The organism is Thioclava nitratireducens (genome assembly GCF_001940525.2).
Taxonomy (GTDB): Bacteria; Pseudomonadota; Alphaproteobacteria; order Rhodobacterales; family Rhodobacteraceae; genus Thioclava; species Thioclava nitratireducens.
In genome coordinates this window covers 3,262,851-3,276,568 of the sequence record NZ_CP019437.1, presented here as the reverse complement: position 1 = coordinate 3,276,568, position 13,718 = coordinate 3,262,851, and the positions used below count along the sequence as shown (strand labels likewise).

At 64.1% G+C, this 13,718-nt stretch carries 14 protein-coding genes, 1 tRNA gene and 1 other RNA gene; 13 read left to right on the top strand and 3 right to left on the bottom strand.

Features of this window, described 5'->3' with window-relative positions; genetic code table 11:
• Positions 1-10: 10 nt before the first annotated feature.
• From BMG03_RS15680 to BMG03_RS15660, 5 genes are all read left to right on the top strand, one after another.
• On the top strand, positions 11-634 hold the full coding sequence (locus BMG03_RS15680; RefSeq protein WP_075774219.1) for a riboflavin synthase: 624 nt from the start codon (positions 11-13) through the stop codon (positions 632-634).
• Positions 631-1,788 (top strand): 3,4-dihydroxy-2-butanone-4-phosphate synthase, encoded by a 1,158-nt coding sequence (gene ribB, locus BMG03_RS15675; protein ID WP_075774220.1) that lies wholly within the window; start codon positions 631-633, stop codon positions 1,786-1,788. Before BMG03_RS15680 ends, ribB begins: the two co-directional genes overlap by 4 nt.
• Before the next feature lie 3 nt (positions 1,789-1,791).
• Positions 1,792-2,337 (top strand): 6,7-dimethyl-8-ribityllumazine synthase, encoded by a 546-nt coding sequence (locus BMG03_RS15670; protein WP_075774221.1) that lies wholly within the window; start codon positions 1,792-1,794, stop codon positions 2,335-2,337.
• Entirely contained in the window at positions 2,334-2,852 is a 519-nt protein-coding gene (gene nusB, locus BMG03_RS15665) for a transcription antitermination factor NusB (protein WP_075774222.1), read from the top strand. Before BMG03_RS15670 ends, nusB begins: the two co-directional genes overlap by 4 nt.
• Before the next feature lie 131 nt (positions 2,853-2,983).
• Positions 2,984-3,328 (top strand): hypothetical protein, encoded by a 345-nt coding sequence (locus BMG03_RS15660; RefSeq protein ID WP_075774223.1) that lies wholly within the window; start codon positions 2,984-2,986, stop codon positions 3,326-3,328.
• A gap of 77 nt (positions 3,329-3,405) precedes the next feature.
• On the opposite strand, the gene ssrS is transcribed toward BMG03_RS15660, so the two are convergent.
• Positions 3,406-3,560: non-coding RNA, 6S RNA (gene ssrS, locus BMG03_RS21350), on the bottom strand.
• Between the two features lie 166 nt (positions 3,561-3,726).
• On the opposite strand from ssrS, the gene BMG03_RS15655 reads away from it, so the two are divergent.
• On the top strand, positions 3,727-4,185 hold the full coding sequence (locus BMG03_RS15655) for an MmcB family DNA repair protein (protein WP_075774342.1): 459 nt from the start codon (positions 3,727-3,729) through the stop codon (positions 4,183-4,185).
• Between the two features lie 9 nt (positions 4,186-4,194).
• On the opposite strand, the gene BMG03_RS15650 is transcribed toward BMG03_RS15655, so the two are convergent.
• Positions 4,195-4,410, bottom strand: a complete 216-nt coding sequence (locus BMG03_RS15650) for a DUF6324 family protein (protein ID WP_075774224.1) — start codon at positions 4,408-4,410, stop codon at positions 4,195-4,197.
• Positions 4,411-4,540: 130 nt separating this feature from the next.
• Between BMG03_RS15650 and BMG03_RS15645 the strand changes: the two genes are divergently transcribed.
• The 4 genes from BMG03_RS15645 to BMG03_RS15630 all read left to right on the top strand — a co-directional run bounded on the left by BMG03_RS15645 (position 4,541) and on the right by BMG03_RS15630 (position 9,226).
• A tRNA-His gene (locus BMG03_RS15645) sits at positions 4,541-4,617 on the top strand.
• A gap of 98 nt (positions 4,618-4,715) precedes the next feature.
• Positions 4,716-5,279: a PAS domain-containing protein gene (locus BMG03_RS15640; RefSeq protein WP_075774225.1), complete on the top strand. Its 564-nt coding sequence runs from the start codon at positions 4,716-4,718 to the stop codon at positions 5,277-5,279.
• A gap of 166 nt (positions 5,280-5,445) precedes the next feature.
• On the top strand, positions 5,446-8,862 hold the full coding sequence (locus BMG03_RS15635) for a CheR family methyltransferase (RefSeq protein WP_099049367.1): 3,417 nt from the start codon (positions 5,446-5,448) through the stop codon (positions 8,860-8,862).
• Positions 8,837-9,226 carry a response regulator gene (locus BMG03_RS15630; RefSeq protein WP_075774227.1) on the top strand — a complete coding sequence of 130 codons (390 nt, stop codon included), beginning with the start codon at positions 8,837-8,839 and terminating at the stop codon, positions 9,224-9,226. Before BMG03_RS15635 ends, BMG03_RS15630 begins: the two co-directional genes overlap by 26 nt.
• Here BMG03_RS15630 and BMG03_RS15625 read toward each other — a convergent pair.
• Complete coding sequence (locus BMG03_RS15625) at positions 9,210-10,106, bottom strand: LysR substrate-binding domain-containing protein (RefSeq protein ID WP_075774228.1); 897 nt, start codon at positions 10,104-10,106, stop codon at positions 9,210-9,212. The two genes, BMG03_RS15630 and BMG03_RS15625, sit on opposite strands and share 17 nt — an antisense overlap.
• A gap of 115 nt (positions 10,107-10,221) precedes the next feature.
• On the opposite strand from BMG03_RS15625, the gene BMG03_RS15620 reads away from it, so the two are divergent.
• From BMG03_RS15620 to BMG03_RS15610, 3 genes are all read left to right on the top strand, one after another.
• Positions 10,222-11,286, top strand: a complete 1,065-nt coding sequence (locus BMG03_RS15620) for a YeiH family protein (protein WP_077701294.1) — start codon at positions 10,222-10,224, stop codon at positions 11,284-11,286.
• Positions 11,287-11,435: 149 nt separating this feature from the next.
• Positions 11,436-11,915 carry a MarR family winged helix-turn-helix transcriptional regulator gene (locus tag BMG03_RS15615; protein ID WP_077701293.1) on the top strand — a complete coding sequence of 160 codons (480 nt, stop codon included), beginning with the start codon at positions 11,436-11,438 and terminating at the stop codon, positions 11,913-11,915.
• Positions 11,912-13,717, top strand: coding sequence for an MFS transporter (locus BMG03_RS15610; RefSeq protein WP_077701292.1), 1,806 nt, complete (start codon positions 11,912-11,914; stop codon positions 13,715-13,717). The genes BMG03_RS15615 and BMG03_RS15610 overlap by 4 nt, the downstream gene beginning before the upstream one ends.
• Position 13,718 lies beyond the last annotated feature (1 nt).

The following is a 13,718-nucleotide window of genomic DNA, read 5'->3' as shown; positions in this document are numbered from 1 at the left end:
GGGATATGCCATGTTCACCGGGATCGTGACCGATATCGGAGAAATTCTCGAGCTGGAGCAGCGCGGCGATCTGCGCGCGCGGATCGGCACAAGCTATGACGTGGGCAGCATCGAGCTGGGCGCGTCGATCGCTTGCGACGGCTGCTGTCTGACCGTGATCGCCACCGGCACCGAGCCGAAAAACTGGTTCGACGTGGAGATCTCCGCCGAGAGCCAGGCCAAGACCAATATCGGCGGTCGCGGCAATGACGCCAGCGGCGGCTGGCAGGTCGGGCAGAAGATCAATCTCGAACGCGCGCTGAAAGTAGGCGACGAGCTGGGCGGTCATATCGTCTCGGGCCATGTCGATGGCGTGGCCGAGATCGTGGCGATGGTGGATGAGGGCGACAGTACGCGGTTTACCTTCCGCGCGCCTGACGCCCTCGCGAAATACATCGCGCCGAAAGGCTCGGTTGCGCTGAACGGTACCTCGCTCACCGTGAACGAGGTCGACGGCGCGACCTTCGGCGTGAACATCATCCCGCACACCAAACAGGTCACCAACTGGGGCCACGCCAAGGCAGGCGACCGGATCAATCTCGAGATCGACACGCTCGCGCGTTACGTCGCGCGGCTGCAGGAGTGGAACGCATGACCTCCGACGGAAAGCCCCTCACCCCGGTCGACAAGTCCGGCACCCATGACGTCCCCGGCGAGGTCGAGGAAAGCCTGCGCCACGCCATCTCGCCTGCCGAAGAGATCATCGCCGAGGCAAAGGCCGGGCGCATGGTGATCCTCGTCGATCACGAGGATCGCGAGAACGAGGGCGACCTGTATATCCCCGCCGAGAAGTGCACCCCCGAAGCGGTGAACTTCATGGCGACATACGGGCGCGGGCTGATCTGCCTGCCGCTCACTGCAGAGCGCGTCGACCAACTGGGCCTTGCGCCGATGGTGCGCGCCAATTCGATGCGCCATGAGACGGCCTTCACCGTCTCGATCGAGGCGCGTGAGAACATCACCACCGGGATTTCCGCCCATGACCGGGCACAAACGATCAAGGTGGCAATCGACCCGAGCAAGGGGCCGCAGGATATCGCCTCGCCCGGCCACATCTTCCCGCTGCGCGCGCGCGACGGCGGGGTGCTGGTGCGCGCGGGCCATACCGAGGCTGCCGTGGACGTGGCCCGTCTGGCCGGGCTCAAGCCCGCTGGCGTGATCTGCGAGATCATGGGCGATGACGGCCACATGCTGCGCCTGCCGGGGCTGATCGCCTTCGGCAAGAAACACGGCCTGAAGATCGGCACGATCAGTGACCTGATCGCCTATCGTCGCCGTCACGACAATCTCGTGCGCGAGGGCGTGCGCCAGATGGTAAGTTCCAGCCATGGCGGCGACTGGGAGATGCGCGTCTTCACGGATATGGCGGAAGGCGTCGACCACATCGTTCTGGTGAAGGGCGACATCTCGACGCCCGAGCCGGTTCTGGTGCGCACCCATTCGCTCAACATCCTCGATGATGTGCTGGGCATCGGTCCCGGTCCTGCCGACGAGGTGCGCCGCGCGATGGAGATCGTGGCTGCCGAAGGTCGCGGACTGGTCTGCCTCTTCCGCGACCCGTCGAACCGCCTCCTGCGCGAAGAGGATCAGGGGCCGCGCACGATCAAGCAGATCGGTCTGGGCTCGCAGATCCTGTCCTCCATGGGGCTTCACGACCTGATCCTTCTCACCGACAATCCGCAGACGAAATATGTAGGCATCGACGCATACGGCCTTCGTATCGTCGGCACCCGCCCCATCACGGAGTAAGACATGGCCGGAATTTCGCATTACACGCTCGAGCTGCCGAAATTCGACAGCGCGCCGCGCCTGCTGATCGTGGTCGCGCCCTATTACAAGGATATCGCGGACAACCTGATCGCGGGCGCGAAGGCCACCGCCGAAGAAGCTGGCGCCCATGTCGACGTGATCGAAGTGCCGGGAGCCTTGGAAATTCCGACCGCGATCGCGATGGCAGCGCGGATGGCCGATTACGACGGCTTCGTCGCGCTTGGCTGCGTAATCCGGGGTGAGACCACCCATTACGAGACCGTCTGCAACGACAGCTCGCGCGGGCTGACGCTGATGGGGCTCGAGGGGATTTGCATCGGCAACGGTATCCTGACGGTCGAGAATTACGAGCAGGCCGCCGTGCGCGCCGATCCCGCCGATCAAAACAAAGGTGGCGGCGCGGCTGCTGCGGCCTTGCATCTTGTCTCATTGTCGCGCAAATGGGCGCGCCGGACGAAGGGCATCGGCTTCAAGCCTGCCGAATCCTTCCGTATCGCCGGCGACACTGACGGATCGAATAACGCATGACCGACGACGCCTCCTCCGACGCGCCCCAAGACGCCCCGAAACCGCGCAAGCTCACTCAAGAGGAGAAGCGCCAGATGAAATCCGCCTCGCGTCTTTACGCGGTTCAGGCGCTGTTTCAGATGGAAGCGGCCGGGCAGGGCGCGGACAAGGTGCGCCGGGAGTTCGAGACCTATCGCTTCGGTGCGGTGGACGAGGACGGTACCGAGATGGCCGAGGGCAATCCCGACCTGTTCCGTCGCCTGATCGACGATGCGGTGACGTGGCAGGCGAAGATTGACCAGGCGACCGACCGCGCGCTCGTGGCGAAATGGCCGATCGACCGGATCGACCCGGTGCTGCGCGCCCTGTTCCGCGCCGCCGGGGCCGAGCTGATCACCCCCGCGACGCCGCCGCGCGTCGTCATCACTGAGTTCGTCGATGTGGCGCGCGCCTTCTTCCCCGAGGGCAAAGAGCCGAAATTCGTCAACGCGGTGCTCGATCACATGGCGCGCGCGCTGCAGCCCGACGCGTTCTGAGCGAACGCACCCCGCCCCTTCGCGACACCATGTCACGGGCAAACCCCCGCCGATCTCGCCGTCACCGCATGTTTCCCCGTTTGAAACTTGGGAATATGCACTAAATTGTGAGGTAAGCAGGAGGATTTTTCATGCCCGAACTGGTCCGGCTCTACATCAAGAACGTCGTCATCGGCTTCTTCATCGCGCTCGCCTTCGTTGGCCTGCTTCTCGGCTTCAACGTCGGCAATCTGCGTCACCTGATTTTCACCTCGGATGTCGGTTACATCGCGATGGCGCTGCTGATCGTCTTCAACACGGTCGTCTTCTCCGGTGTGCAATTCGCGATCGCCGTGATGCGCATGGCCGAGGATGAGGACAGTTCCGGCGGCGGTAAGCGCGACGGTATCCCCACCGATATGGCCGCCGAGCAACTGGCGATCCCGGTGCCCGTCGATACGCCCAAGTCGCGCTGGCAGATGCAGCTGCGTCGCTGAACGTGTCCACGTCCCAAGACGGCAAAAGCCCCGACCGATCCGGCGGGGCTTTTTGCTATCTGGCGGGAAGCGAAGTGACGGAAACCGCAGCAGACGTGTAGACGAGAGTTCCCGGAGACCTGAAAAGTCAGGTGGGCGCCAGATACCGAGGCCAGGACCCCGGCAGAGCCAGCTCCCTCAGGAATGGTATAGGCCACTGGAAAAGGGTCTTTCACGGAAAGAGCAGTAACCGTCAGACCCCGAGATAGGGGCGAAAACGCGTTCCGACAAGGGGGTGAATTCAACGAGGTGAACGACGCATGGGGACGACTGCCTCGCACGGGCGGAATTGCCTGCAGGGTCAGGGCGCGCCGCAGCGGCGGCTGGACATTTGTTCATACTTCGTTCATGGTTTCCGCATGACACAAATTCCGCTTTCCGATCTGCAGCCGGGGCAGGTGCTTGCGCGCGGGACGGCTCGGGCGCTGTCCGAGCTTGGTCTCGACAGCGTGCCGGAGATGGTGCTGCGCCCGCGGCTGCGCGCCGATCTGATGGCAATCGACCGGAAAGGAGAGATCTGGATCGTGGAGTGCAAGTCGAGTCGCGCCGATTTCACTTCGGATCGGAAATGGGACGGCTATCTCGAATGGTGCGACCGCTACTTCTGGGCAGTGGACCAGGATTTCCCGACCGATCTGCTGCCCGAGGGAACGGGACTCTTCATCGCGGATGGCTACGGTGCCGAGATGATCCGCGAGGCGCCACTCTCCAAGCTCGCGCCAGCGCGGCGCAAGGCGCTGACGCTCGATTTCGCGCGCGCGGCGGCGCGGCGGTTGCAGAGGCTGTACGATCCGGGCGCGAATCCGCCCGGAGTCTGATGCCCGGGCTCAGCGCTTCTTGCCTTTGCCCTTGCCGCCCTTGCTCATCTCGCGCGCGGCTTCGGCAGCGGCTTGCAGTTCTTCGGCGATTTCCATCGCCTCGTCGGGATCGAAATCGAGCGGCAGCTCTACGCCTTCGCCCTCGACATAGATCCGCACCATCCCGAGCGAGGTCGGGCCGATTTGCAGATTCGCGGAGATGTCGCTTTCCTTGTCGATGCTCATCGAAAACTCCTGAGAGGTTGGATGGAAAATGCACCTAACCCCCGCGACGTGCGCAGGCAAGACTTGGTGCGAATTTCTCGTCATCGGACACTTGCATTCCGCGCGAGAGGGGGCTAAATCCCGCGCCAGTGCCGCCTTAGCTCAGTTGGTTAGAGCGCTGGATTGTGGATCCAGAGGTCCCCCGTTCAAGCCGGGGAGGCGGTACCATCCTCCCCTGAAAACCGTTATAGATGATATTTCGCCTTATGCGCTGGACTTTTCCGCGCAGTGATCAATCTTGTCTCCTCGAACAATGCGGAGGCTGAATGCCCGTCTATACTGAATACGAATTACCGGACACGCTCGTCAGCTATTGCGACAAGTCGAATGTCGCGCTGACCATCGCCGCCGTCGATCGTGAGGACGTGCCGCTTGTCTACGTGAATCAGGCGTTTCTCAATCTGACCGGGTATTCCGCTGATGATGTTTTGGGGCAGAACTGCCGCTTCCTGCAGGCAGGCGCCGCGACTGAAGAAGAACGCGCCGCGATGCGGGAGTTCATCGACGACGAGGAGATTTCCGCGGGTCGCTTTCGCGTCACCAACAGCCGCGCGAATGGCGAGACTTTCCAGAATTTCGTCTTCATGACGCGGTTGCGCAAACCCGATGGCGAAACGCGGTTGATCCTCGGGTCGCAGTTCGACCTGACCTCCGCCGCCGAACGTCAGAACGTGAAGGCTGATCTTGCGGCGAATGACTCGAGCCTGCTACGCAATGCCGACGATCTCGCCGCGATCTCGCGCGGGTTTGGCCTGGCGATGATCGGCTCCGCCAAGGTCCTGTCGGAGAGTCTTTCAACCATGGCTACGATCATCTACCGTGAGGGCTGAGAATGGCTGCGGCCACGGTTATGTGTTCGACACTATGTCAAATGTTATTGCAGGGTTCTGAGACCAGTGACACCGATCTGCGGATGAACTGCAAAGATAACGATAGAGAAGGGCGCGCGGGCCGCGTCCTTTTGATCGCGCGCTGCGCGGATCGGCGGGCCATAAGGTGACCGACACCCCCGAGGATCTATATGTTGTCGGCATCGGCGCCTCCGCCGGTGGGCTTGAAGCGCTTCGCGATCTGCTGGAGCCTGCGCGTGCGGACGACCCGAGCGCCTATGTCGTCGTCCAACACCTCGATCCGAACCACGAATCCCTGCTGGCCGAGTTGCTCGGCCGGTCGACCTCGCTGGAAGTGCTACAGGCCGAAGATGGCGCCAAGCTGGAGGCTGGGCACGTCTACACGATCCCACCGGGCTATGGGCTGGAGGTAGAGAACGGCCATCTGAAGCTTTCGGAATTCGCCCAGCCGCGCGGTCTGCGCCGACCGATCGACGATTTCTTCGTGTCGCTGGGGCAGGATCTCGGGCGTCGGGCAGTCTGCGTGATCCTGTCGGGGACAGGCACGGATGGCTCGGTTGGGTTGCGCGCGGTCAAGGAACACGGCGGGTTCTGCATCGCGCAGGATGCCACCGCGCGCTACGACTCGATGCCCAATTCGGCTGTCGCGACCGGGATGGTCGACGTGGTCAGCGCGCCTGCCGATGTGATCGCGCGGATCACCGAATTCCGCAATGTCGATCCCGAGCAGGTCAATACCGCGCCGCCGGTTTCAGGCACGCTGGACGAGATCTGCTCTGCGCTGAATCGCCTGACGGGGCATGATTTCTCGCAGTATAAACGCTCGACGCTCGAGCGCAGGATTCAGCGCCGGATGCAGGTCGTGGGCATTCTTCATCCGCGCGAATATCTTGAACGGCTCGAACGAGAGGAAGACGAGCCCCTGGCACTGCTCGGCGATCTTCTGATCAACGTCACCCGCTTCTTCCGCGACAGCGAGCATTTCGAGGCGCTCAACGAGGCAGCCATCAAGCCGATGGTCGAGAAGGCCGAGGATGGCGGCGCGCTGCGCATCTGGGTGCCCGGCTGTTCGAGCGGCGAAGAGGCTTACACGCTGGCGATGCTCATCGATCGCGCGATCCATGCGAGCGGCAAGGAAATCGATTTCCAGATCTTCGCTACCGATATCGACGAACGGATGCTCGCGATCGCACGCGAGGGACGTTATCCGGTCTCGGTTCTGCTCGATCTGCCGGAAATGTATCGCGACACCTATACGGTCGGACGCGATGGCAATTTCCAGATCACCGTCGCGCTGCGCGACCGGGTGCGCTTCTCGCCACATTCGCTGATCAAGGATCCGCCATTTTCGCGTCTCGACATGGTCTCCTGCCGCAACTTGCTGATCTATTTCGGTGACAAGCTGCAGGCGCGGGCGCTGCCGATCTTCCATTACGCGCTCAACCCGGGCGGCGTTCTCTTCCTCGGCCCATCCGAGACGATCGGGCGGCACGAGGAGCTGTTCGAGCCGATCGACGGGGCGATGCGCATCTTCCGCAGCATTGGACCACGGTCACCTTACCCGACCGAACTGCCTATGCGCTCCGACCCTCATACGCGGCTTGCTCCGCTTCGACCAAAAACGACTGATAGAAGACCCAGAGACTGGAACACGACCTTGGCCAGCAATCGTATCCTCGATCTTTATGCGCCCGCGACGCTGAATGTCGATCGCGATGGGGCGATCCTCGCCGCTACCGGGCGCTTGGGCAAGTATCTCGAGATCGATCCGTCCGAGACCGGGCAGGGCTATGCGCAATCGCTCGCACGGGCGGGGCTGCGCGAGGCGCTTTCCGCCGTCATCCACGAGTCGGCTGAACTCGGGACGCGCAAGATCGTCCGCGACGTCGAAGTGATCTCGGAAACCGGGCGGCAGCGCGTCGACGTGCTCGCCGATCCGCTCTCGGACGACACGCTGCTGATCGTGTTCCGCGACCGTGGCCCGTTCGAGGCGCTCGACGAATACGATTTCGACGAGATCGCGCCCTCCGAGAGCCATGTGCAGGTCTTGGAAGCGGAGCTGCGCGCCACCCGCAACCGCCTGCGCACCACCGTCGAAGAGTTGGAAACCGCTAACGAAGAGCTCAAATCCTCCAACGAGGAAATGATGTCGATGAACGAGGAGTTGCAATCGACCAACGAAGAGCTCGCGACGGTCAATGACGAGCTGAAGACCAAGGTCGAGGAGCTTTCGACCGCGAATGCCGACCTGCGCAATATCTTCGATTCCAAGCTTCATGCGCTGGTGACGGTTGATCGCAAGCTACGCCTGCGCAACTTCACCGACGGCGCGAGCGAGATGATCCGCCTGCGCGGCAGCGATCGTGGCCGACCGCTCGGCGACATCAAGAACATGCTCGACACGCCGGAAGTCATGATCGAGTTGATCGATGCGGTGCTCGAGGGCGAGCTGCCGCGGCCCTGTCGGGTCAAATCCACCGAGCTCGACAAGGTCTGGTCGCTTGCCGCCACGCCTTATCTGAATGCGCGCGGCAATGTTGAAGGCGCGACGCTCGTCTTCACCGACATCACCGAGGCGCTGCGTCTCGAGACCGAACTCACGCAGAAGGGCGAACGGCTCCAACTCGCGCTGGAAATCGCACAGATCGGCATCTGGTCGATCATCGAGCCTAGCGGCGAGGTGGAGGTCGACGAGGCTGTCGCCGCATTCTTCGAACTCGAGGCTGCGGGCACCTATCCGCTCGAGCGGTTCTTCGAACGCGTGGCCGAGCATGACCGGGACGCCGTAGAACAGGCGGTGCGCGAAGCGCGCGAAAAGGGCGTCGATATGGAGGTCGACCACGAGCTCGACCTTCCCTCCGGGACGAAGCGCCACCTGCGCGCCACTGGCCGGATGATGGGCGAAGGCAAGGAAAGCCGTCTGTTGGGCCTCAGCGTCGATATCACCGCCGATGAAGAGGCCGCGCAGATGCGCGAATTGATGCTGCGCGAGATGAACCACCGGGTGAAGAACCTGTTTTCCATCGTTTCGGGCATGCTGCGCATCGCGGGACGTACCGCCTCGAGCCCGCGCGAGCTGGTCGATGACGTCGGTCAGCGGATCAACGCGCTCGCGCGCTCGCACGATCTGGCGCGCACCCGGACGAGCGGTGCGGCTATTCCGCTGCGCGAGGTTATCGAGACGACCCTCGCGCCCTATGACGATCCCTCGAAGTTCCTGATCGATGGGCCGGAGGTCGACGTTCCGACGCATCACCTGACCGCACTTGCGTTGATTTTCCACGAATGGAGCACCAATGCCGCGAAATACGGGGTATTGGGGCCACGCGAGGGCGATCTCGAGATCACTTGGTCGAAGGAAAACGACGACACTGTGATACTTTCGTGGAACGAGCGCTACCGTGAGGCGTTGCAGCTCGACACGAACAAACAGGGCTTCGGCTCGACGTTGGTCGATATTTCCGCCAGCCAGATTTCGGCGCGGGTCGACACGCGTCAGACGCCGGAAAGCCGTTGCAACAGGATTATCTTCGCACATGAAATCGACGGCGACGCTGACTGAGAAAGCACCGAGCGAGGTGCTCCTTGTCGAAGATGAAGCCGTCGTCGCGCTTGATCTTCAATTCATGCTGGAAGATCTCGGGATGGAGGTCTGGGGCCCCTGCGCCACGGTTCGCGCGGGTCTGGACTTGGTCCGCGAGCGTCTGCCCGGTGCCGCGATCCTCGACGTGATGCTGGCCGATGGCGAGGTCTACGAACTGGCCGACCGGCTCCACGAAGCGGGGGTGCCGCTCCTGTTCCATTCCGGACATGCGGAGGCCTCTCAGCTGCGCGAGCGCTACCCCGGTGCCGCGGTCTGCCCGAAGCCGGCTATGCCGTCCGAGATCGAAGCGAAGCTCGCGAAATGGTTCATTCCATCTGATTGAAGTCGTCCAACTGCGACTGATCGATCCGCGCCAGAAGATCGCCCGCGGCGTGGCTGACATGGTGGTCGCGGTGGCGTAGCGCGTAGAAGGGCCGCGGGGCGAGTTGCAGCTCCCAATCTCTGACCGTGCCAAGGCTCAGCGCCCGCGCGACGACATGGGCCGAGAGAATGGTGATCCCGGCCCCCGCCTCGACCGCGCTCAGCACCGCCTCGTTCGATGGCAAAACCAGCGCGGCCGAGAGCGCACCGGGCGCGACGCCCAGGTCGGCGAGGGCGGCCTCGGCGGTGGAACGCGTGCCCGAGCCGGGTTCGCGCAGAACCCAGTTCGCTTCGCTCAACGCGCGCGCATCCAGTTTGCCGGGCGGCGGGGCCGCACTGACCAATATCAGCTGATCCGCGCCGATCTGAACGCGCTCCAGCTTCGCATCCTCGACATCGCCTTCGACCAGCGCGAGATCGTGCAGGCCCGCGCGCAGCCGGTCCGCGGCTTCCTGTGTATTGCCGATTTCCAGCGTCACCTCGATCCCCGGGCGCGCCTGCCGGAAGGCGGCAAGATATGGCGGCAGCCAATAGCCCGCGATGGTCTGACTGGCGACTAGACGGATATGCCCTCGTTCGAGCCCGCGGGTCTCGGCGAGCATCGCCTCCGCCTCGGCGAGCCGTGCCAGCACCGCGCGCGCCTCGGGCAGAAAGGCGCGACCTTCCTCGGTCAGAGAAATTCCCCGCCCAATCCGGTCGAACAGGGCGATCTGATGACGCGACTCCAGGGCCGCGATGGCGGCGGAGGCGGTGGATTGCGTCATGTTCAGCCGCGCCGCGGCGCGGGTCATGTGCTGCTCTTCCGCGACCGCGACAAATACGCGGAGCTGTTCAGGCGTCATTCCTGCGTCCCTTTAATTAATCGATTTAACCGATCATATCGACAAAAACATTTTGTTTGAAGAATGAATTGTGGCGGGCAAATACAGGGTACGTGCTGCCCCCGAGGAGACCGTCTTGCCGCTTCATTCGATCCTGCCCTGCCGTTTCGCCCGTCCGCAGCTCGCGCTTCGCGCTTACGCTCCTGGGGTCGGGTTGAGCATCGGCGTCGCCGCGCTCGCGGCGTTGGGCGGTATGGCAGAGCACGCGCTGTTCGGGGCGAAATGGCTGGAGCCGTTGGTGCTGGCGATCCTGATCGGGGCGGTGGTGCGCTCCCTCTGGGCTCCGCCTGCACGTTTCGAGGCCGGTATCCGCTTCTCGGCCAAGACGGTGCTGGAGATCGCGATCGTGCTGCTCGGCGCCTCGGTGAGCGCACAGACCCTGTTGTCGGTCGGTCCGGGCTTGCTGGCCGGGATTGTCGCCGTGGTCGCGCTCATGGTGCCCACCGCATATCTGCTGGGGCGGGCCTTGCGCCTGCCGGCCCGGATGGCATTGCTGATCGCCTGCGGCAACGGTATCTGCGGCAATTCCGCCATCGCCGCCGTCGCCCCGGTGATCGACGCAGACAGCGACGATGTTAGTGCCGCGATCGCGTTCACCGCCGTGCTCGGCGTGGCGGTGGTTCTGTTGCTGCCGGTCGTCGGCCATGTGGCGGGAATGAGCGTCAACGGTTACGGGATCCTGTCGGGGATCACCGTCTATGCGGTGCCGCAAGTTCTGGCTGCAGCGGCGCCGATGGGGGCCGGGGCGATCCAGCTCGGCACGCTGGTGAAGCTGGTGCGGGTCCTGATGCTGGGGCCGATCACCGTGGTACTGTCGTTCCTCGCGCCGCACCTGCCGGCGGATGGACGCACTGCCGCACCGGAAGGGCGTGTGCGGCGTGGACTCATGCCGCCGCTTTTCATCCTCGGGTTTCTCGGGATGATCGTGCTGCGCTCTGCCGGGGCGCTGCCGGAAGTCGCGCTGGCGCCGATGGGGCAGGGGGCGTCGATCCTGACGGTGATCGCGATGGCAGCGCTGGGGCTTGGCGTCGACGCTCGCGCGGTGGCAGCCGCCGGGCCGCGCGTGATCGCGACGGTGACGCTGTCGCTGGTGATGCTCGTGGCGGCTGGTCTCGGCCTTGTGAGCTTGCTCGCAGCCTGAGCTCTCGCGCTGGATGCACGGCCAGATCGCTCCGTTTCGCAATTTCGCACGGCCCCCTGTGCAGGGGACCCATGTTGATCCTCGCGACACAGAAGATATGTGGGATGGGACAAAAACGTTAGCAGGCTAACTTTATTCCCGAGGCCCCCATGTCCGACCGTGCCGCAGAACTATCCGTGCCCAGCGAAGCCGCCCGCCGCGACCGTGCCGAGTTGACGCGCACGATGATGCTGACGGCGCGTTCGGTGCGCGCGATGTTCGACGCACAGGCGCGGGACATGGGGCTGACCTTCGCGCGGGCGCAGGCCATCCTTGCGATCTCGCGCGACGAGGGGATGAGCCAGCGGCAACTGGCGGAAACGCTGGTGATCGAGACGCCGACGCTGAACCGCACGCTCGACGGGCTGGAGAAGCTCGGCTTCGTGGAGCGGCGCGCCGATCCCAAGGACAAACGCGTCCGCCAGATTTTCCTGACCGATCACGCCCGTGCGAACGCCTCCGAGATCGAGACCTTCGTCGAGGCGCTGCGCGCGCAGCTCTACGAAGGACTCGACGCCGACGAGGTCGCCCGCGCCCGCAAGACGATGGAGCGGATGCAGGCCAACCTCGAAAGGATGCGCGGCCAATGAATTCCCAGATTCGCAATCTCAACGGCCCGGATGCGCGTCCGACGGCCGCCGAACCGGTATCGCCGGACGAGCGGACGCTGCGCGAGCGCGCGCGGTCTGAAGAGGCGGAGACGCGACCCGCAACCGAGGCCGCCGCAGAGCGTGAAGTCAAGCAAGACGAAGCCACAGCGGCAGAGACCGCAGAGCCGGACGCCGCGCCGCAGCCCGCCGCTCCGCCAGAGCCCGACCATTCCGGTGCAAAGCGGATCGTCTATGCCAGCGCAGCCGTTTTCGTGGCGCTGTCGCAATCGCTCGCGACCGGTTTCGTCTCGGCCAACCTGCCGCAGCTGGCGGGCGATCTTCACGCCACCACGAACAACACCTATTGGGTGATGGCGGCCTTCATGGCGCCGCGCGCCTCTATGCCGCTGATGCTGATCCGTATCCGCGACCAGTTCGGTCTGCGGCGCTTCGCCGAGGTGGGGATCGTTAGCTTCGTCCTGGCGATGGTGCTGAATCTCTGGGTCGACGACCTGCATTCCGCAGTGATCGTGGCGTTCCTGAGTGGCTGCGCCGCCGCGCCGCTGTCGAGCCTCGGCTTTCTCTACATGCTGGAGGCCATACCCGCTGCACAGCGTCTGAAGGTGGCTATCCCCGCCGTTCTGACGATGATCATGGTGGGCAGGCCTCTGGCGCGGGTGCTGCTGCCGGACCTCACCGCGAATGCCAGTTGGCACGCGGTGAGCCTTTTCCAGATGGGCATGGCGCTGGTGGCGCTGGCGCTGATTTTCGCGCTGCCGCTGACGCCGCGCCCTCTGCAAAAGGTGCTCAAACCGCTCGATTTCGTCTCCTTCAGCCTGCTCGCGTTCGGGTTCGGGGCGTTCACCAGCGTCTTCATGTTCGGGGCGCTAGATTACTGGACGCAGACCGAATGGTTGGGCGTGGCGCTCGTGGCGGCCATCGGGATGGTCGCGGGCGCGGTGCTGATCGAGATGCAGCGCCCCAATCCGCTGATTGATTTCCACTGGCTACTGAGCCCGCCAATCCTGCATCTGGCGGGAACGCTTCTAGTGTTCCGCATCGCGCTCGCCGAGCAGAGCGCGGGCGCGGTCGGCTTCCTGCGCACCATGGGGCTTCAGCCCGGGCAGGAGCAGTTGCTGTTTGGGATCATCGCGCTGTCGATGCTCGCCGCGACCGGCGTGCTGATGCTGACCAATAGCGGGGCGCGTGCGCCGCTGTTTCACGGCATCGCACTGGTTCTGATCGCGGCTGGAGCGTGGCTCGATTCGCAATCGACCGCGCTCACCGGGCCCGAGCAGATGTATCTCAGCCAGGCGATGGTCGGTTTCGCGGGCATCCTGTTTCTGCCGCCCGCGATGGCGAAAGGGCTGGGGGCGGCCTTCGCGAAGGGACCGCATTACCTGCTGAGCTTCGTCGTGCTGTTCCTAGCCACGCAATCCATCGGCGGGGTCATCGGCTCCGGCCTGTTCCGCTCGCTGGTGGTCGACCGCACCGCCTATCACATGGCGCAGCTTTCGCCGCAGATTTCGCCCGACAATCCGATGTTGAGCCAGACCCTCGCGCAGAGTGCTGCTTCGCTTGGTGGCCAGACCGCGGATGCGGGCGCACGGGCCGGGGGCGCGCTGTCCTCCGTCGCCTCCGCGGTGCAGCAGCAGGCCGCGATCCTCGCTTATGACGATGCGTTCCGCGCGGTCTTCTGGTTCGCGCTGGCGGCGCTCGCCGGGCTGATCGTCCATGTCGCATTGCACCGAAGCTGGCCGCTCCCGCGCCTTACGCCCTCCACCCCTGTTTCCACGAGTTGAT